Source organism: Fructobacillus sp. ChS1-6f1-1-27, from assembly GCF_059579415.1.
In genome coordinates, this window is the sequence record NZ_JCAOER010000005.1 from 1 (window position 1) to 20,311 (window position 20,311).

13 protein-coding genes and 1 riboswitch are annotated in these 20,311 nt (G+C 42.6%); of the genes, 1 reads left to right on the forward strand and 12 read right to left on the reverse strand.

The genetic code is table 11. The annotated features are described in order from the left end of the window. The first annotated feature begins 495 nt into the window (after positions 1 to 495). Positions 496 to 1,002, forward strand: a complete 507-nt coding sequence (locus AC5162_RS03655) for a PBECR4 domain-containing protein (RefSeq protein ID WP_496533895.1) — start codon at positions 496 to 498, stop codon at positions 1,000 to 1,002. 136 nt (positions 1,003 to 1,138) lie between these two features. Here the strand turns inward: AC5162_RS03655 and AC5162_RS03660 are convergent, their stop codons facing one another. From AC5162_RS03660 to AC5162_RS03715, 12 genes are all read right to left on the reverse strand, one after another. Then, positions 1,139 to 1,414 carry a type II toxin-antitoxin system YafQ family toxin gene (locus tag AC5162_RS03660; protein WP_496533896.1) on the reverse strand — a complete coding sequence of 92 codons (276 nt, stop codon included), beginning with the start codon at positions 1,412 to 1,414 and terminating at the stop codon, positions 1,139 to 1,141. Beyond that, the gene (locus AC5162_RS03665; RefSeq protein WP_496533897.1) at positions 1,407 to 1,652 is read right to left on the reverse strand and encodes a type II toxin-antitoxin system RelB/DinJ family antitoxin; all 246 of its coding nucleotides are present in this window, start codon (positions 1,650 to 1,652) and stop codon (positions 1,407 to 1,409) included. The genes AC5162_RS03660 and AC5162_RS03665 overlap by 8 nt, the downstream gene beginning before the upstream one ends. Before the next feature lie 142 nt (positions 1,653 to 1,794). Continuing rightward, positions 1,795 to 2,448, reverse strand: coding sequence for a hypothetical protein (locus AC5162_RS03670; protein WP_496533898.1), 654 nt, complete (start codon positions 2,446 to 2,448; stop codon positions 1,795 to 1,797). Between the two features lie 165 nt (positions 2,449 to 2,613). Then, a complete protein-coding gene (locus AC5162_RS03675; protein ID WP_496533899.1) occupies positions 2,614 to 5,526 on the reverse strand; it encodes a bacterial Ig-like domain-containing protein in 2,913 nt (970 codons plus the stop codon). A gap of 118 nt (positions 5,527 to 5,644) precedes the next feature. Further along, the gene (locus AC5162_RS03680) at positions 5,645 to 7,402 is read right to left on the reverse strand and encodes a mucin-binding protein (RefSeq protein WP_496533900.1); all 1,758 of its coding nucleotides are present in this window, start codon (positions 7,400 to 7,402) and stop codon (positions 5,645 to 5,647) included. A 359-nt stretch (positions 7,403 to 7,761) separates the two neighbouring features. Next, positions 7,762 to 10,926 (reverse strand): BspA family leucine-rich repeat surface protein, encoded by a 3,165-nt coding sequence (locus AC5162_RS03685; RefSeq protein WP_496533901.1) that lies wholly within the window; start codon positions 10,924 to 10,926, stop codon positions 7,762 to 7,764. Continuing rightward, positions 10,926 to 12,647 carry a BspA family leucine-rich repeat surface protein gene (locus tag AC5162_RS03690; RefSeq protein ID WP_496533902.1) on the reverse strand — a complete coding sequence of 574 codons (1,722 nt, stop codon included), beginning with the start codon at positions 12,645 to 12,647 and terminating at the stop codon, positions 10,926 to 10,928. The genes AC5162_RS03685 and AC5162_RS03690 overlap by 1 nt, the downstream gene beginning before the upstream one ends. A 465-nt stretch (positions 12,648 to 13,112) precedes the next feature. After that, entirely contained in the window at positions 13,113 to 14,654 is a 1,542-nt protein-coding gene (gene guaA / locus AC5162_RS03695; RefSeq protein ID WP_496533903.1) for a glutamine-hydrolyzing GMP synthase, read from the reverse strand. Between the two features lie 3 nt (positions 14,655 to 14,657). Beyond that, complete coding sequence (locus tag AC5162_RS03700; RefSeq protein ID WP_496533904.1) at positions 14,658 to 15,617, reverse strand: IMP dehydrogenase; 960 nt, start codon at positions 15,615 to 15,617, stop codon at positions 14,658 to 14,660. Positions 15,618 to 15,660: 43 nt separating this feature from the next. Beyond that, positions 15,661 to 16,773, reverse strand: coding sequence for an IMP dehydrogenase (gene guaB / locus AC5162_RS03705; protein WP_496533905.1), 1,113 nt, complete (start codon positions 16,771 to 16,773; stop codon positions 15,661 to 15,663). A gap of 78 nt (positions 16,774 to 16,851) precedes the next feature. After that, positions 16,852 to 16,948, reverse strand: a riboswitch (purine riboswitch). A gap of 76 nt (positions 16,949 to 17,024) precedes the next feature. Next, positions 17,025 to 17,999 carry a YitT family protein gene (locus AC5162_RS03710; protein ID WP_496533906.1) on the reverse strand — a complete coding sequence of 325 codons (975 nt, stop codon included), beginning with the start codon at positions 17,997 to 17,999 and terminating at the stop codon, positions 17,025 to 17,027. 164 nt (positions 18,000 to 18,163) lie between these two features. Continuing rightward, positions 18,164 to 20,239 carry a putative polysaccharide biosynthesis protein gene (locus tag AC5162_RS03715; RefSeq protein WP_496533907.1) on the reverse strand — a complete coding sequence of 692 codons (2,076 nt, stop codon included), beginning with the start codon at positions 20,237 to 20,239 and terminating at the stop codon, positions 18,164 to 18,166. Positions 20,240 to 20,311 lie beyond the last annotated feature (72 nt).

The window sequence follows — 20,311 nt, forward strand, 5'->3', positions numbered from 1 at the left end:
TGACCGTTGGAGGCCATATTTTTTTGCAATAGCACTAATTGAATTTTGATGCGATAAACATTCGTTAATTGCCTGTACTTTAGTTTCTATCGAAATTTTAGTCATAAAAATACCCCGAAAGTACTTTAACTTTCGGGGTATACGTCATGATTGGACGGTCTTTTGCTATAAATATTAATTAAATTGCCTTTGCCATTCATCATTTAACTTAACTAATTCACTGTCATCCTTTAACAAGCCGAATTGAATTAATCTATCCCGAGTAAGCACTTTTAGCGTTTGTGAGAGATGTTATACAATTGTCCTATTGAAGGTTCAAATAAAGCTGTTAAAATATAGGCAAGAAAGCATGTCACTTGCTTCGGCATATTTGGTCAGCAATATGTTCCTTGCCACTAGGTTAAAGTGGAGGACGTCTCAGTCGTGACTTCTACGATTCGCTGACAATACATATAAAATTGAATCTTATGTTACCTTTTAGCCTGGAAATAAATTATGCAAGAACTATTCAATGATTTTGAAAGAAAATTTCATAACCATACTGCGATTGTTTCTACCAAGGCAAAAGAATATAAAATAATCTTTAATATTAAAAATTTACCGCATCTGTTAGGGCTTAATAAACTCAACGTAACCGATAATTCTGCTAGCAAAATTATTAAGTCAATAAAAAATAAAAAATTAACTTCAACAATCATCGAACACGATTCAAATTTCTACTTGATTGAAAATCGCATGAAAAGTTATTATTTTCTTGAAGATGTCTTTTACTCAAGAAAAGCACAAACTTTAATATTAAATCGGACCATTCCGAAAAGATTAAAAAATATCGAAGTGATTATTCCGGGTTATCCTAATTCGAGTCACATGATTATTCTTGGATTTTGCGAGTCTGCGGAATTATACATTCCTGCCACACTACATATTCGTAAAATTCCCAATGTATTTTCTTACCTTCCTCAACAACAAATTTTTGATATCACAATTCATTCACAAAAATAAAAGATATCCAACTACACTGGTTAAACACTTTTTCTGATATTTTTTGCTAAGTTGTAATTTAGATTGTTTCTTTGAAACTCAAACTAAAAAGCATTTAACCGTCAAGTTAAATGCTCCTTTATAATTATTCATTAATTTAACTAAACAAGTCCGCATGTGACCCCGTATCAATAAATCGAACGGTATCACCATCATACTTATAAATCAGTAACCAATCTGGTTTAATGTGCAATTCCCGTTCCGGTTTTCGATTAGTTAGGCCATGGTCATTATAGTGGCTCTCCAACGGTTCATCGTTCAATAACTTGCGATAAACGATTTCAAAGTCAGCTTTCTTATACCGCCCACCTTTAACAATTTTTTTGTACCGTTGCTTAAATTTACTCTCAAAAAAGGGGCGATAGTTAGTCATTTAAATAATCTAACCCTTCTTCAGGCGTATCAAACCCAACATAATTTTGACTCTTAATTGATTCTTGCAGACGCTCATTTGGAACACCAACCTCAAAAGGAATCGTACCTGTTTCGATTACTTTACGCATGAATAGCTTATACCCCTCGGTACTACTCATCCCCATTGCTTCAAAGGTCTTATCGAATTTTTCTTTTTCTTGTGTATTTACTCGAAAATGGACTTGTGTACTTGCCATGGTAAACTCCTTTCAAGTTTTGTATACCATTAGGTACCATTTCTACACTAAATTTTAGCAACTTAATAATCCGTTGTCAATTTGCCAACCAAAAAAAGAACGATCGGTTCAATAACCAATCGTCTTCTTTTCCAACTATCTGCTACTTTGGCATACTTGTCTGCTTCATCGTCAAGTATGGGTAGTCTTGTCCCAACTTGGACAAGTCAATATTGCTTTCGAGTTGAGTAATCTTATCCTTATTATTGTCATAAGTTTGCATCAAATCGTCATCACTGACGGTCTTGTTAACCTTCCAATAGGTGTTACTACTATTCATACCAGCATCATCTTCTGAAGTGGTCGATGCCAAATACTCAGTATAACCATTTTGATTATCACCAAAGACGACCGTGTGGCCAAAGGCACCACCAGTAATATCAGCGTCGTCAATGATGCCAATCATATTAGCAACCCCTTCATAAACGGTGTAGTGACTAGAAAGATAGCCATTACCATCCGAACTAGTTGAAAAGTAATAAGTCAAAGTTGCTAATTGATCAGCTTGACTTAATGAACGAAAGGCATCCTTACTAGTTGAGCTAGCAGAGCTGCTTGAACTCGCCACCGAACTGGAGCTAACACTTGATACATTGCTACTGCTAGCTTGACTTGACGATGACTTCTTACTCTTGCTTGAAGAACTCGTCTTAGCGACATCATGGTGATTACCATTATTACTGGCCATCACAGCTGCTCCTCCACCACCAAGGACCAAGGCGGCACCAATTGCCGTATACAAGATTGACTGTTTCATTTTAAACTTTTCTCCTATTCCTCTATCATTTCTCCCGTTACATTTTTAGTATACACTTTTGCAACACCAACGAAACATTTGTTTAATTTAGAAGGATAGATTGGAATAGAAAAAGGAACAACCTTGCTAGGTTATTCCTTTCTTACCCAAGAACTATTTTTTTAATTAGTCTTGATGCTTTTTCAATTGTCGATACGTCAGTGCCAATCCGCCTACTACCGTGATAGCAAGAACAGAGATAGCCGAAGTACCAACAGCTACTTTAGCTGTCTTAGGAAGTTCATCCCACTCATCTGACGAATCATTACTTTGATTATCAGAATCTGACTTTCCGGTATTAGCGTTACTACTCTTGACAGTACCACCTGAATTTTGTCCAGTATTGCTATTATTTGTCGTTGAAGTAGCACTATTGGCATTATTATTCTGTGAACCACTACCACTATTTGATGAAGAACCATTGCTTGAACTGCTATCACTAGCATTGGCATTTGGGTCATTCACTGTGATGATTGCTTGCTTAGAGTAAGTATTACCATCACTATCAACAAAGGTATAAGTTACAGTATAGTGACCAGCCTTAGAGGTATCAACTGTTCCATTAACCTGAACCTTAGATGGATCAACTGCTTGGCCATTAGTATCAACGACTGAGCTAATGTTATCCGTTGGGTTCCAAGTATCCCCCTTATTAAGGGTACTATCTTTGACAACCAAAGAGCTTTGGACCATCTTAGGCAAAACCGTTACGATAGCCGTTTGGCTATACTTGGTTCCATTATCACTAGTATAGGTATAAGTTACTGGGTATTGGCCAGGCTTGGTTGTGTCAACCGTTCCACTGACTTGAACCTTGCTGAAATCAACTGATTGACCGTTGTCATCAGTTGCCTGGATGAAGTTATCACCGGCACTCCAAGTAGTACCATATGCAATCGTACTATCCTTGACCGACAAGCCACTCTTGACAGTATTAGCAGTGACAATTACCGTTGCGGTCTTCGTCACAACATTACCAACGCCGTCCGTGTAAGAATAGTGAACTTGGTAAGTTCCTGGCGTACTGGTATTAACAGAACCGTCGACGGTAACCTTACTTGGGTCAACTGCATTGCCGTTTTCATCTTTAACATCGACTAGGTTATCAGAAGAAGCCCAGCTCGAGCCGGCTACCAAAGTTGTGCTTTTAACATCCAAAGCGGTCTTTGGTGCCGAAACCGTTACTGTGGCTGTCTTCTTGATTTGGTTGCCGTTGCCATCAGTATAGGTGTAAGTTACTGGATACTCACCTGGGGTCTTAGTATCAACCGTTCCACTGACTTGAACCTTACTTGGGTCCACTGCATTGCCATTTTCATCAACGACCGAAGTAAGATTATCCGTTGAGTTCCAAGTAGTATTTGGACCAGCGATCAAGGAAGTATCTTTAACTGATAACTGACCCTCAACCGTCGCATTGGCATCCACAACCGTCACAGTGGCTGTCTTAGTAACCTTATTACCACTTGCATCAGTATAGGTGTATGTTACTGGGTACTTGCCTGGTGTATTGGTATCAACCGTTCCACTGACTTGGACATTTTTCAAATCCAACGAACTACCATTACCATCAGTAGCCGATGTGATATTGTCACCAGCAGTCCACTTGGTTCCGACTTTAATCACACTATTTTTAGTATTCAAAGCAACTTGACTTGCGACAACAGTCACAGTAGCCGTCTTTGTAACCGCGTTCCCTGATGAATCCGTATAGAAATAAGTTACAGGATATTTGCCAGGAGTGGTTGGATCAACGTTGCCACTAACCTTCGTCTTATCGACTGAAACTGAACTACCGTCCTTATCAACCGCACTTAAGAAGTTATCGGAGCTAGTCCACTTAGCGCTTGGTCCAGCCACAATTGTACTATCTTGGACGTTTAAGTTCGTTTGACCAGTGTTAGCCGCATAAACGACATTGTATTCCGTGTTACCAGAGTGTTCATCAACAGTTTCTTGACCATAACTAGTTGCTTGACCAGACTGCACTGTATAACCGTCAATTGTTGGTGCCGTCACGGAACTAAAGTTAGGGTCACCATCAACCAACTGCCAGTCAGTATAAACTGGTTCGCCGTTGACTAACGAGGCTGTCCGACGATAGGTTGCCTGCTGAACGGTTGATGAAGCAATCTTATTGCCATTTTGATCAACGTAGTTAATCGTCCGCGAGACCGTGTTACTTTGGGCAGGAACAAAAGTAAAGGAATCAATCGAAACTGTTTGTAAGTTCGAACTTGCCCCTGTTGAAGCTCCAATTGACAGTGATAGAGGATCTTGATAATCAGTAACAGGAATTGTCATCTTTTGACCCAGATACTCCAAAGTCATGTTACCATTACCATCATAAGTTAGGGTAAATGGGACATCCTTACCAGAAACATCCGATGCATTGATAAAGTATGGATTACCAGCATACCGGAAAGGATCGTTACGATCTGTCTGATCAGTATCACTATGAAATCCCGATACATATGGTCCGTTATTTGAAGCAGTCTTATTAAACGAACTATAATCACCAGGGTTTAAAATCCAGGTATCAAAAACAAAGCCAGATGACTTAGGTAATCCCTTAACGGAGATTCCGCCACCATCATAACCAATGGCACCATCAGTCCCGTGATGGAAGGCGATTCCAATCCCATCTCCACCCGAACTGCTATTAAGTTTTGTTCCAATGTTGATAGTTCCCTTAATCGTAAAGACATCATTGGCATTAATCTTGGTTTTTAGAGTGATGTTTCCATCTTGGCCGTTGGTATCTTGGGTTAAAGTCGTAACATTCGTATTATTATCATAAGTAGCCGAGCCACCCAAGTTAAAGTACTGTAAGAAATTGTCCTTAGTGACCGTCACTGGCAAGTCATCACTGGTTACTGCACTACTAGTCGATTGGCTAGCGGATGAATTACTACCAGTACTGTCAGCATGAACAACCTGCATTCCTGCACTCACAGTAAACAAGGCAAAGCCGGCCAAAGCGGTTATCCAAAGTTTCTTTGCTTTATACAATTTATAGTTTTTTTGCTCTTTAATCATTTACACCTCTCATGGTCGCCTTCCTACAACATTTGTGGTCATTGTAGTAAAGATTACTTTATATGTCAAATAAGTTACTTACGTTTCATTAAAAAGTCATAAAATCTAATACCAATAACTATTCATGATTTCGCTTATTCTTGCCTGGTTCCCAAACAACAAAGGCAATGCCAAGGGTAATCGTCAGCGTGATAATCACCTTCCACCAGTCATTTTTAACCATCTCTTTAGCAGTCTTGGGCAACATCAAGCTTTCGTCATCGCTTTCAGTATCGTCTGCCTGACTCGCATTCATTAGCCCACCAGTACTAGGTAAGGTCAAGTCTTGGTCTTCACCCTCTTCTTCATCGAATAGGTTATTCTTGTCCCTATTCGTTTGAATTAAATTGCTTGCTAAACCAGCTAGGTTATGACTACCACCCCCGGTTAAGCCGTTAATATTAAAAGTATTAGAAGAGCCACTGTCATTATCAGAATTGCTGTCATGGCTAGCTGCCTTTTGATAGGTAACCGTGTCAGTTTCATCTGCCGAATCAACCGTCACATTCTTTGAATCAATCGTCGTTGGCGTTGGATTATCATAGCCAACTTCAGCTGGAGCCGTATAGGCTGACCATTGACTACCATTACTAGCCTGCCAGTCGCCATAAACAATTTCCTTGGTTGCTTCGTCATAGTACAGAGCTTTTCGAGTAAAAGTAACCACCTGCTTGGTTTCACCAAGTGAAACACCATCTTGACTTTGCAGTTTAATTGTTCGACTTACTTGCCGACTGGTATCAGGGTTATCAGCATCAGTCACGGGACGTGTCTTGTGTTGGTAGTAAATTGTGATATCTTGATTATCTTGGCTTTGTTGGATAGTTTCCTGGTCTATGCTAGTTTGACTCGGAGTGACATAGCCCTGGTTTGACAGGTCAGGTGCCTGTAATGAAGGATAGGTAGCCGTTGGTACCAACTGTCCATCTACCAAGAATGCTGGGTTCCCCCAGTTAATCACTTCACCCGTTGCATAATCATAAGTAGCCCAGCGCTCCATCGTTAAGGATTGAACCGTTGGAGCTTGAATTTCTTTTCCTGTGACCTGATCAACATAGTGAATCGTCCGCGTCTTTTGTGTGTCAAAATCAGACACCGGAACATTATCTGGCCGGTTAGCCGGCGTAATCGTGCCAAGTTTATCATTGAAATTCACATTTACCACGTAGTTCGCGTAAAAGTCTGGGTTTCCCACAGCATCAGAATCATCGGCTTCTGTTGAAATATAGTAGCCATCAACCATTTGTGGGTTGGTTTCGCTTTTATAGCCGGTCCAGACAGTCGCAATATGGTAGTTTCCCTGGTCATCCGTATAGGTTAGTGCATCATTTTTAATATCCGAATTTGATGAGGAACTTTTAGTGTCAAAATCATACTTCGAACTATTCAAGCCGGTATCAATATTGTCCCAACCACGGTCAGTGTGAGTCGTGTTGGCATCCGCCGTTGAATAACCGTTTGATTGAGAAGCATCCACTGCCCATTCAGTCCAGTATTGGTGCGTACCAGTGCTATCTGTCTTTACAATTAAGTGCCGGTACATCACACCAGATTCGTGGTAAGTTTTTGGATTCTGTCCATTAACTGTAACAGTATAGTTAGCTTGGACTGTCTTAACAAATTCTTTTTGGTTAACAGAACCAGGATTCGTATAAGAATAGTCCCCATCTGCTAGTCCTTGAATCGTTGCTTGATCAGCTGAAGCAAAAAATGGTTGAAAAGTATCAACAACTGCCCCCGCCCCAATCAGAGCGGAAGTCGCCAATAGGACAACTACCCATTGCTTCTTTACCTTTCGTAAAATTGGTTGTGTTTTCTTTTCATATGAAAGACGCATGGTCCTTCCCCTTTCATAGTTTTATACACACTTTTTAATTTCTTTTACATAACTATTGTAACATATAATACACATAAAGGTTACTTTAATTACATAATATATTTCATTTGTTTCTACCGTTATAACTTATCAAGAAAAAAGCAACCAATTTCTTGGTTGCTTTCTATGTACAAACAGGCCCTCTCGGGCTGCCAATTCTTTTTAGGTGTAACTATGACTATTAATTTATTATTGCTTGAATTGGCGGACTGCTTGTCTTGGCCCCAGGCTAATATCATTAATTTGCTAAGAACAAAGAAGAGACCTTACTAGTTTTCACTAATAAGCTAGGACCAATTTTAATTGTAATACCTTAACGACTAATCCTTCTTATGGTTTTTCTTACCACCAACGAATGCGAAGAAGCTAGCGACGGTTAATGCCAAAGCAGCCAGAGCCCCAGTATTAACTGTGTCCTTTTCCATTGCAGTCTTTGGTAAGTCAGCATCACCATCATCAGAACCAGTTCCAGTATTTGAACTCGTTGTTGCTACAGTAGGTGTCAGCTTAGAAGCTGATTCGTTTCCTGAAGCTGCGGTATTGGAAGCCGTTCCATTTGATGATGAACCATCATTGTCAGTTGAGGAACCATTATTAGATGAAGAACCATTATTAGATGAAGAACCACCGTTGTTTGACGAACCACCATTGTTCGAAGAGCCACCATTACCATTATCAGTTGAACTCTTAGCAGCGTATACAACCGTTACAGTTGAGTCCGTTGTATCACCATTCACATCTGCTTCAGCTACTGAACTAGCGACTGAACCATTGATGGTTGGGTTGACGTATGCGCCATCCTTCTGGGTTGATGGAATGTTGACACTAGCGAAGTTAGTGGTCGTTCCAACAACTGCCCAATCGTTGTTATAAGTGATAGCCCCTGTAGTGTTATCAACCGTAGCTGTCCGGTTCAACGTTACTGTTTCAGTCACAGGGTCTGCCAAAGTATTGCCATTGGCATCGACAAACTTGATTGTCCGAGTAACTGTCTTGGTCAACTGACTTGCATCAGCCTTACCTGGGTTCGACGGTGTCAACGTTGAAGTCTTTGGTCCATAAACAACTGTAACAGTTGAGTCCGTCGTATCACCATTCACATCTGCTTCAGCTACTGAACTAGCAGCTGAACCATTGATGGTTGGGTTGACGTATGCACCATCCTTTTGAGTCGATGGAATATCAACACTAGCAAAGTTAGTCGTTGTACCAGTTACAGTCCAATCACCGTTAAATGTAATAGTACCAGTGGTGTTATCGAGCGTTGCAGTCTGTTGCAAAGTAACCGTTTCAGTGACAGGGTCTGCCAAAGTATTACCATTAGCATCGACAAACTTGATTGTCCGAGTAACCGTCTTCGTAAACTGACTCACATCAGCCTTACCAGGATTTGATGGTGTCAACGTTGAAGTCTTTGGTTCATAGACGATTGTAATCGTTGAATCAGAACTGTTTTCATCAACATCAGCTTCAGGAACCGTCGTCACGGTTGTACCCTTACCATCAATCATTGGGTTAACGTAAGTACCATTCTTTTGTGTTGATGGCACATCGACAACTGGCATGTTTGAAGCAGAGCTAATCACGTGCCAATCGTTGTTATAAGTGATAGCACCAGTCACGTTGTCCACTGTTGCGGTACGAGCAAAGACAACTGTTTGAGTAACAGCATCTGACAAGTTATTACCGTTTTGATCAGCAAACTTAATTGTCCGAGTAACCGTCTTCTTCAACTGATTAACATCAGCAGAACCTGGGTTATCCGGAGTAACAGTTGACGTAGCATCACTATAAGTCACATCATAAGTTTCATCTTGTTCCTTAGTATCATTCGTCAACGTTGGTGTCTCAGCGGCAACCGAAGTCACTGATGAGCCGTTATGCGTTGGGTTAATGTACTTCCCATCATTCAAAGTCGATGGCACATCAGAGGCGGAAAATTGTGTATTTGATGAATCATCAGCTACCCATGAATCGGTCGAAACGGTTTGACCATTACCATTTACCACCGCAGTACGACTGTAGGTAATCTTTTGAACGATTGGTGTCGTACCAGAAATCACATTACCAGAAGTATTCTTATAATTAATTGTCCGAGTAACCGTCTTGTGTTGGGTCACAATACTACTATTTGACCAGATATAAGTATCAGCCGTTTGAGATCCTGTATCAAAAAGAGTCTGATAATCAGAGACACTCATGACTTTTCCAAGTGGATTAGCATCAGTTCCACCACTGTTTGTATCTTCGGCTTGGACACTATTATACTTGGCAGCTAGTCCAGCCCCTGTGGTAGTTTTTGTGGCACTTCCCATACCATACTGAAAGTGAGTATGAGGCAACGTAATATAGAATAACTGGCTATTTCCAACATAATAAAACATATCTAAGAAATTTGTCACATTGCTTGTATTAAAGTTTGACAAATTCAAATACTTTAATGACCCCATAAAACCAAACATTAAATTCATATTAGTAACTTTGCTAGTATCAAAGTTTGATAAATTCAATGATGTCAATGAAGAAGCATTTTCAAACATCCAAGACATATCGGTAACATTGCTAGTATTAAAGTTGGATACGTCCAATGACGTCAATGATGTCAAGCCGTTGAACATTTGGTGCATATCAGTCACCTTACTGGTATTAAACTTTGATACATCCAGTGATGCTAATGCATAAGAATTGGTAAACATCGAATCCATATCTGTAACGTTACTCGTATTAAAGTTGGACAAATCTAATGACGTCAAAGATGAAAGGCTGTTAAACATTGAACCCATATCCGTAACATTACTAGTATCGAAATTCGATACATTTAATGACGTCAATGCATTACATCCCGCAAACATACCATTCATATCAGTCACTTTACCTGTATTAAAGTTCGATACATTCAACGACGTCAAAGATGAATCTGAGCCAAACATATGATTCATGCTTGTGACATTACTAGTATTAAACTTTGACACATCTAATGACGTTAATGAAGAATCATTATAAAACATCAAAGACATATTAGTAACATTTCCGGTGTCAAACTTTGATAGATCTAATGACGTCAATGAAGAATCGCCATAAAACATCCGAGACATATCGGTGATTGCTGAGGTGTCTAAATTATTTAATCCAGTGATATCTTTCAGTTGAGTCAAATCAGCAAATTTACCAGCAGCCGAACCTTGCATCGAAACTGAGCCATTAAAAACAATATGTTGAACATTTTTTCCAACAAGGTCACTTACCCTGGTACTACTCAGCTGCCCTGTTCCCGTATAGGTCAGTGTACCCGTTGATGCATCATAGGTATACGAAACCGCACCATCGGTTCCAGTCGTTGTATCGGCTGATGCCTTGATAGCTGGCGTGATGCCATAGTGGTTCGTTGCTAAGTTACTGATACCGGCAACTGAAAAAGTAGCGACCGCCAGGACGGAACCCATCTTCACCTTTTTAATCAAATCATTTTTCTTTGTATTTGCCATTATTTCTTTCCTTTCTTTACAGCCATCACTGAGAGCAAGCTTGCTAATGCCAGCGCTAGTCCAGCAAGGACACCAGTATTAACAGTGTTCTTTTCCATTGCTGTCTTTGGCAAAGTTGCATCGCTGTCATAGTCAGAACCGGTACCAGTGTTGGTAGTTGTTGCTGCTGTTGGTGTGGCTGTGGCAGAAGAATTGTTGCCGGTTGAGGTATTCTTTGAAGAGGTCCCACTTGTTCCGGCGCCATTAGCAGCTGATGAATCATTGGCATTTTTTGATGATGACGAACCGCTGTTATTATTAGTTCCATTATCATTTGATGATGAACCGTTATTTGATGAAGAGTTCGAACTCTTCACGCTATAAGTTACATCGTATGTTTCGTCTTGCTCATTCGTATCACTCGTCAACGTTGGTGTTTCGGCTGGAACACTTGTGATAGCTGTTCCATTGTGTGTTGGATTCGTGTACTTGCCATCGATTTCAGTCGGTACTGTGACTGCAGCAAACTGGTTATTCGTTTCGTCATCAGCAGTCCACTTGCCCGTATAAACTGTCTTACCAGAGCTATCAACCTGAATTTCACGACTGTAATTAATCGTCTGCTTAATTGGTGTTTGACCAGAAATCATATTGCCAGAAGCATCCTTATAGTTGATGGTTCGCTTAACAGTCTTGTGTTGGGTAGTTGTAGTTGGCAACGCATCATCAGTTGATGAGAAAATATAAGTATCTGCATCTTGGTTACCACTTGAGATAAGTGTTAGGAAATCTGAAGGATTCCATACCATTCCAATTGGGTTAGAAGTAGTTCCACCATTGCTACTATCAACAGCTTGTACTTTATTACCATTAAGCTGGATGCAGTCCTCAGAAAATGGGCTGTGTGGTAAAGTTAAAGTTGTTAAAGAAATACAATCTCCAAACATAGCACCCATATCAGTTACGTTATGAGTATTAAAACTTGATAAATTTATTGATACTAAATTAGAACTATGACCAAACATCAATGACATATTTGTGACCTTACTTGTATCAAAACTTGATAAATCTAATGACGTACCACTCTGAAGGTTACCAAACATATAATGCATATTAGTAACGGATGACGTATTTAACTTTGATACAGATGCAGAGGTTACGTTAGAGTCATTAAACATATAGCTCATATCCGTAACTTTACTAGTGTCAAAATTTGACAAATCTAAATTCATAGAGGTCATCTCAAACATATGACTCATATTCGTGACATTGCTAGTGTTAAAATGAGACAAATCAAGAGAAGTCAATTTTTGAGTACCAGTATAGGCGAACATACCAGACATGTTTGTAACCTCAGAAGTATTTAATTCTGATAGTCCTGTGATATCATTAAGTTCCGATAAATTAGCAAACTTATTAGAAGCATCCCCTTGTAACGAAACAGGATTCTTAAATACAATGTGTTCGACATTATTATTAATATCATCAACCAAATCATATAAATCGGTATTGCTTAATAATCCGGTTCCCGTATATGTCAAAGTCTTCGTTGATGAATCATAAGTATAAGAAACCGAACCATCCATTCCGGTCGTTGTATCCGCCGATGCCTTCATCGTTGGTACAATTCCTTGGTGGTTAGTAGTAAAATTACTGATACCTGCAACTGAAAAAGTTGCCACTGCTAACACAGAGCCCATTTTAACTTTCTTGATTAACCGACTTTTATTGACGTCTTCCATCTGTTTTCTCCCCCGATGATGGTTTTAAACGCATCATCAATTGCTAACATATCAAATGACATATTTCGTCACATATAACCGTTTTAGAATACATATATGACAAATATATTTCATAACACCCGTAGTATACACCTTTTTGTTTCGTTTTTGTGAACAAAACCCGTAGATTAGAACTTATTTTATAATTTTTTGACAAAATAAGTGAATGTTTTTGTTACAATTCTCAACAACTCATTTGAAATTGGTACTCCATAATTTACTCTAATTACCTTTCTTATCGTTTTACTTTCGTTTAATCTTCACTAATTTTTTCTAGTTGAAAGCCACCAATCCCGCTAATTTAGAAAACCATTTTAATTAAAAAAATTTTCTAATTTTCAGCCAAACTAAACTAGTTTCTGCCTTAAACGACAAAAAAGGTGTTTACCGAATACTCGGTAAACACCTTTTCATTTAATGATTCTATTATTCCCACTCAACCGTTGCTGGTGGCTTAGCAGTAATATCGTAGACTACGCGGTTAATATGGTCGACTTCGTTAACGATTCGAGATGAGACCTTTTGTAAGACATCCCATGGCAACCGAGCAAAGTCAGCGGTCATGCCATCAATTGAGGTGATGGCACGGACAGCAACCGTGTATTCGTAAGTCCGGTAATCACCCATGACCCCAACCGACTTGTTTTGAGTCAAGACAGTGAAGTACTGCCAAACGTCGCCTTCAAGGCCGGCCTTGGCAATTTCATCACGCAAGATGAAGTCGGATTCACGGACAACCTTCAACCGGTCTTCCGTGATTTCACCCATCACTCGGATTCCAAGACCAGGTCCTGGGAATGGCTGACGCCAGACAAGTTCGTGGTCCATTTGCAACTCTTCACCAAGTTCACGAACTTCGTCCTTGAACAACTTGTTCAAGGGTTCAATCAAGGTAAAGTTCATTTCTTCAGGCAAGCCCCCAACGTTGTGGTGGGACTTGATAGTCTGAGCCGTATCAGTACCTGATTCGATCACATCAGTATACAGAGTTCCCTGGGCTAAGAAGTCAACATCCTTCAACTTAATAGCTTCGTCATTAAAGACTTCGATAAATTCATTACCGATAATCTTCCGCTTCTTTTCAGGGTCGGTCACACCGGCCAACTTTGACAAGAACCGGTCTTGGGCATCGACTTTAATGATGTTCAAGCCAAACTTGCCACCCAACATATCCATCACCTGTTGAGCTTCGTTTTTCCGGAGCAAACCGTGGTCGACAAAGATACAAGTCAACTGGTCACCGATGGCCTTTTGCAACAAAACCCCGACAACGGATGAGTCAACCCCACCAGAAAGGCCAAGCAAGACCTTCTTGTTACCAACTTCAGCCCGGATTTTTTCGATTTGTTCATCGATAAAGCCGGCCATCGTCCATGAGGCGTTGGCCTTGGCGACATTGATCACGAAGTTCTTGATGATTTCGCGACCATGTTCTGACAAAGTGGTTTCAGAGTGGAACTGGACCCCATACAAGGCGTCCTTGTCGTTGGCAATCGCTGCAATTGGCGTCTTGTCAGAACCAGCAGCGACCACGAAGTCCTTTGGCAACTTGGTCACGTTGTCCGAGTGGGACATCAAAACCACTTGTTCTTCAGGCGTTCCTTGGAAAAGCTTGGATGCAGCCGTTTGCTTGATCACGGTTTGGCCGAATTCCCCGTTCCCAGGGTTTGCTTCAACCTTCCCGCCCAAGTGTTGGGCCATTAATTGCATCCCGTAGCAGACACCCAAAACTGGGATGCCCATCTTGAAAATTTCAGGGTCAATCGTGTAGGCATCGTCATCATAAACAGACTTAGGACCACCAGAAAGGATGATTCCCTTAGGGTTGTATTCCTTAATCTCGTCCAAAGTCATCTTAGATGACTTTAATTCAGAAAAGACGCCTAATTCACGGACCCGCCGTGTAATTAGTTGGTTGTACTGTGACCCGTAGTCCAGTACTAAGATTTTGTCATTAGCTGTAGCCATGGCTTAGTCTCTTTCTTGTTCAACGTAGTTCGGTGCTTTCTTCGTAATCTGCACGTCGTGTGGGTGAGATTCCTTCAAACCGTTATCGGTAATCTGGACGAATTGGGCCTTTTCTTTCAAATCAAGGACCGTATGTGACCCAGTATACCCCATTCCAGCCCGCAAGCCACCATCAATTTGGAAAACGGCGTCAGATGGCACGTCTTCTTTGGCCAAATAGTCCGATACCATCACGACATCGGCACCAGCGGCCAAGGCCTTGACCACGTCACCAGAGTAGTGGATCCCACCTTGGGCAATGACCGTCTTATTCAATGGCGTTGCCACTTCAACAATCCCCATCACGGTCGTCAAGAATGGGAAGTGAATGTCGTCTGGCAAGTCAGACTTGACTGACCGGCCAGCAATCACAGCATCGACACCGTTAGCAAAGAGTTTCTTGGCAACGGCTGGATCTTCAACCGTACCAACAGCCAAAACAGCGTTACCAGCAACTAACTTTAATTCCTTAATTTGCTCTAAGGCGGCGGCTGAAACGGTATCATTCAAGTAAACGAACAAGGCTGAAACGCCAGCTTCAACCAAGGCCTTCGCCCGGTCCAAAACATCAGCGGCCAACCAGATTTCGGCTCCGACAGCATTGTGACCAGCAGCAGTTGTCAAAGTCTGCGGGTTGACTGATAAGTCAACTTCCCCGGCCATGACTTCCTTGACAACCTTCACTTGGTCGTCAACGTCTTCTAAGGCTGGTACCAAGCCCAAGCCACCAGACTGAGTAACGGCCAAGGCCAAGTCAGCAGCCTTGGTGTTACCACTCAAGTTAGCAGCGGCCAAGGGGTTGTTAATCTTCAATGCACCCAAGTGGCTGTCTAATTCAACCAAGTGAGGCAAAACGTTTGATGCGGCTGGGACCAACAAAGTTTCATCGTAACCCAAGCCGTGGTTTGAATTTGTATTTGTCATCAAAATCTCCTAAGTCAAAGTCAATTCATGCAAGCAGTGATTCTTACAATGAAGCTTGGTAATCAAAGGCAGTGGTCGTCTTTTGGACGTTATCACCCTGTTCGATGGCTTCTGAGATGGTCTTAACGCCCATGTCGGCCATTTCACCTTCGATGTGGTCCAAGATTGGTCCTAAGATGTCAGCCAAAGTTCCCTTGTAGGCTACTCGGGCTTCGATTCCTTCTGGAACCATCTTCTTGGCTTCGTTAACTTCTCCTTGGAAGTAGCGATCCTTTGAACCGTTTTCCATGGCGGCAATTGAGCCCATGCCACGGTAGAACTTAAACTTCTGACCGTTTTCTTCAAAGACTTCACCAGGCGTTTCCTTGGTTCCCGAGAACATTGAACCAAGCATGACGGCGTTACCACCAATGGCAATCGCCTTCATAATGTCATCAGCGGTCTTAGCACCACCGTCAGCAATGATGGCCTTCCCACGGCGCTTTGCTTCGCGAGCAGCGTCACGGATGGCAGACAATTGTGGGACACCGATTCCGGCAACAACTCGCGTCGTGCAAATTGAGCCAGGTCCAATACCAATTTTGACAACGTCAGCACCGGCATCGTACAAAGCAGCTGCCCCAGATTCAGTGGCAACGTTTCCCGCAATGATGTTTACTTCAGGAAAGGCAGCCTTGACTTCGCTGACCTTCCGCAAAACCCCTTCAGAATGACCGTGGGCAGAATCCAAAATAATGGCATCAGCACCGGCTTCAACCATGGCACCGGCTCGGTCAACTGTGTCGTTGGTAACACCAACGGCCCCCGCCACAATCAAGCGACCTTGACCATCCAAAGCAGCGTTTGGGAACTTAGCTAAGTCAACTGCTTGGTCCTTGACCTTCTTGATTTCAGCTGCTTGGTTGGCAATTGTCATGTTCTTATGAACAACACCTAAACCACCAAATTGAGCCAAAGTAATCGCGAAGTTTGCTTCAGTGACCGTATCCATTGCTGCGGAAAGCAAAGGAATCTTTAACTTTAAAGTTGGGGTTAAAGTCGTCTCCAATGATACGTCGCTCTTTGCAACGCTTTCATGGTTAGGGGTTGCCATTTTCATGTCTTCAAAGGTTAAACCCATTGGGACGAACTTATTTTTGATGTTAAATTCTGCCATGATTCTCCTCACTCTCTCATCCAGATTACCGTATCAAAAAAGCACTTTGCAGCCCACAGCTCCGCAAAATGCTTACTCAAAAAGTTCGCATTCACGGATAGTCACGACTTTTGGGGCGCGGTAGAGACTGCTGGCCATTTTCCAGCGATATATCTGTAAATTTCTGGTAAATTATTATCCATAATTGTACCTGCTTTTTTCTCATTTAGCAATAACAAATTCCGAACATTCATGTTACAAAAAAAGAGGACCTAGTCCTCTCCTTTGAGTTGCTCTAACTGGTCAGCTAACTGCTGCTCCGCCTCCAATTGGGCATCAATCGTCACAGCCTTAGGGCCCAGTGACTTTTTCATTTGTAATTGCCGGTCAGCATCCAAGAACTCCCCAGCAACAGAGACCGTTGATAAGAAGTTAATGAAGGCTCGAGGGTCGACCTGGCGGACTGCTTCTTGCATTTCAAATAGCTCAAAGCGGGATAGGACCATCATCAAGGTTGTTGATTCGCGCTTGGTATAAGCCCCTTCAGATGGCAGGATGGTAATGCCGCGGATCAAGTCCCGGTGCAAGGCATCGATGACTTCGGGACCCTTGGTGGTCACAATCAAGGCGGTCAACTTCTGGTAACCTGTATACAAGGTATCGATTGCCCGACCAGTGGCGTAGATGCCAATCAAGGTGTACAAGGCGTTTTGCCAACCGATAAAGAAGCCAGCAATAATCACGATGACAAAGTTAACAGCGTTATTAAAGGCCCCAATTGACTTTCCTGTCCGCTTTTGGACAACCAAGGCAATAATATCAAAGCCCCCAGTTGAGAAACCATAGCGGAAGGCCAGCCCGACAGAAGCTCCCACTAATAGCCCACCAAAGAGGGTTGCCAGCAGCGGCTGGGTCGTAAACGGCTCAACTGGGACAACAATCAAGAGAACGGACACGACCATCGCATTGACAAAGGACAGGATCGTGAACTTGCCACCAATCATCTTCCAACCAAAAATTCCAATTGGAATGTTAAAGATTAAGAAGAAGACCCCGGTCGCAATCTTGATATGGAAAAAATCCATGACAAAGAGCGACAACAGTTGGGAAATTCCATTAATTCCAACTGAAAAAATGCTATTTGGAATTAAGAAATAATTCAACCCAAAAACCTGCAAAGCCACTGACAAGCAGAACATGATGACTGTCAAGACAGCCTTACGGAAAGACTTCGTCATAAACTTCATGACCTTCCCTCTCTTTCAATAAAATTTATCACTAATGCCAATCATATCATAGAAAAGCGCTTTTAACAGTCTGAACAACCGATTTTTCAATGAAAATTTCACCAAATCAAAAAGCGTTCCCAGCAAGACTGCTGGCAACGCTTTATTTCGCTAAATGATTCAGTTTAATTAGACTTCTTACCCCGGGACAAGACCGCTGAAAGCAAGCCGAAGTACCGGTACATGGCAGCCAAAACAGCGACACCGCCAAAGACCCCTAAGAAGGTGGCTAAACCGGTTCCAATTTTGCCATCCAGTGGCACCAAGAACTTGGCTGAGAAGCTAGCCAAGAGAAAGGCCCCCACCGCCATCACCAGAGACGACCCATAGATCTTTAGCAAGTCGTCTTTGACCGTCATAACTGAAACACCGTACTGGTCGTTTAAGAACTTGAGCATCAAGTACAAGGACCAACCAAGACCAATGGCCGTAGCAATCAAAGCCCCCATCCCCTGCAACAAGAAAATCAAGGGCACTTGGATAAGCACTTTGACGAGTAGGCCCCATCCAAAGGCCCGCATCACTTCTTTCCCATGTGACAGGGCCTGCAAAACAAAGGCCAAGAGCATGAAGAAGGACATAATCACCGTCAAAACGGCTGAGAACTGCAGCAAGTAAACGCCCGCTCTGGCCGTATGGTCAATTGGGTAGAAGAACTTGTAGAGTGGGTCCGCAATCGCATACATCCCCAAGGCTGACGGTACCAAGACCAAGGAGGTCAACCGCAGAACTGAGACCAACTGGTCCTTTAATTCGGTCATGTTTCCAGCAGTCTTCTTGGCTGCCAAAATTGGCAAGGCCGTCGCCGCAATACTAGTGGCAAAGGAAATCACAATCATCACCAACTTATTCGGGTTGGCCGAGAACAGGGCGAATTGGACCTGGAGGTCAGCCATGCTGGTGTGGAAGAAAGCCTTCATCACTGGGAAGAAGGTGTACTGGTCGACAAACAAGAATAGGTTTGTTGATGACCCGATAATCACAAAAGGCCAGGACTCCTTTAAAATGTTTTTGACCATGTCAAAGGCTTTGTTGCCTTCTTGAATGCCCTCTGCTTGGTGGCGGCGTGGCGCCCGCGTGCGGCCGGCATTTGATGGGCTCATTTGAGCCAAGGTGGCTTGTTCATTTGGCACACCAGCGACAGGGTGGATCAGTCGTTGGTAGCGAACCCAACCATAACCCAAGATTGCTAGTGAGAACAAAGCCCCGATAAAGGCGGCAAAGGTCGCTTGGACGACTGCCCCCGTCCAATTCGATGGGTCGGCATGCAAGACTATAACCGTGGCAACTAACAGGTAAACCACCCGACCAATTTGTTCCACAATATCCGACAAAGCGGAAATGTGCATCAATTGGTGGCCTTGGAAGATTCCGCGAATCATTGACATCGCTGGGAAAACCAAGACGGCTGGTGCCAGGGAATGCAAGACCGGGATAACTTCGGCATTCCCATTGGATAGCAATGGTGCGGCCAAGTACATCAAGGCCGCAAAAACTACGCCAAGGGCCACCCCAATTTGCAATGACTGCTTGGTTAATGACCAGAGTCCCTTTTCGTCTTTTTGGGCGATTAACTGCGCCATTACCTTCGAAATGGCCGATGGGAAGCCAAAGGTCGCAATCGAAAGCAAGATGGCATAGATGTTATAGCCTTGTGAGAACAAGGCGTTAGCCTGGTTAGCTGCTGCGCCAAGCATTGCCAACCAAGGCAAGACATAGGCGGCACCTAACAGACGGGAAACGATGTTTCCAAGTGAAAGCCAGAAAGACCCCTTCACCAGTGCATTGTTCCCACCGCCCTGGGTTTGTTCCAGGGCCTGTTGGTCACTAGCACTTTGTTCAAGGGTAGCAGCAGCCTGGTTTGCCAAGAAATCTGTTTGACCTGCTTGCTGGTCTTTGCTTTCAGGCCAAGTTGGTTGTTGCAGCTGGTCTTCAAAGTGACGTTTCTGGTTTCCGGCAAAAGGCTGGCGACCTTCTTCCTGTCCCTGTTTCTGCCGGTTCGAGCGGTGGCGTGGTTCTAGTCCCTCTTCTTGGTCGGTTACATTTTTTCTCGACCAGAAGGAAGATTTCCTGCGACGTTTTCCCCGTGGGTGCAAGTTGACTTCCAACTTAGCCAGCAGTTCATCAGCACTCAAATACTGGTCATCATTTTCTTCGTTTTGGCCGCTTCGCCGGCCGTTAAATTTTGGATCCTGGGTCATCCCAATGTCCCCTTTAATAATATGTACCCCGCCCTAACGGCGGGATGAATCTTGAAAATGCTAATTCACAAG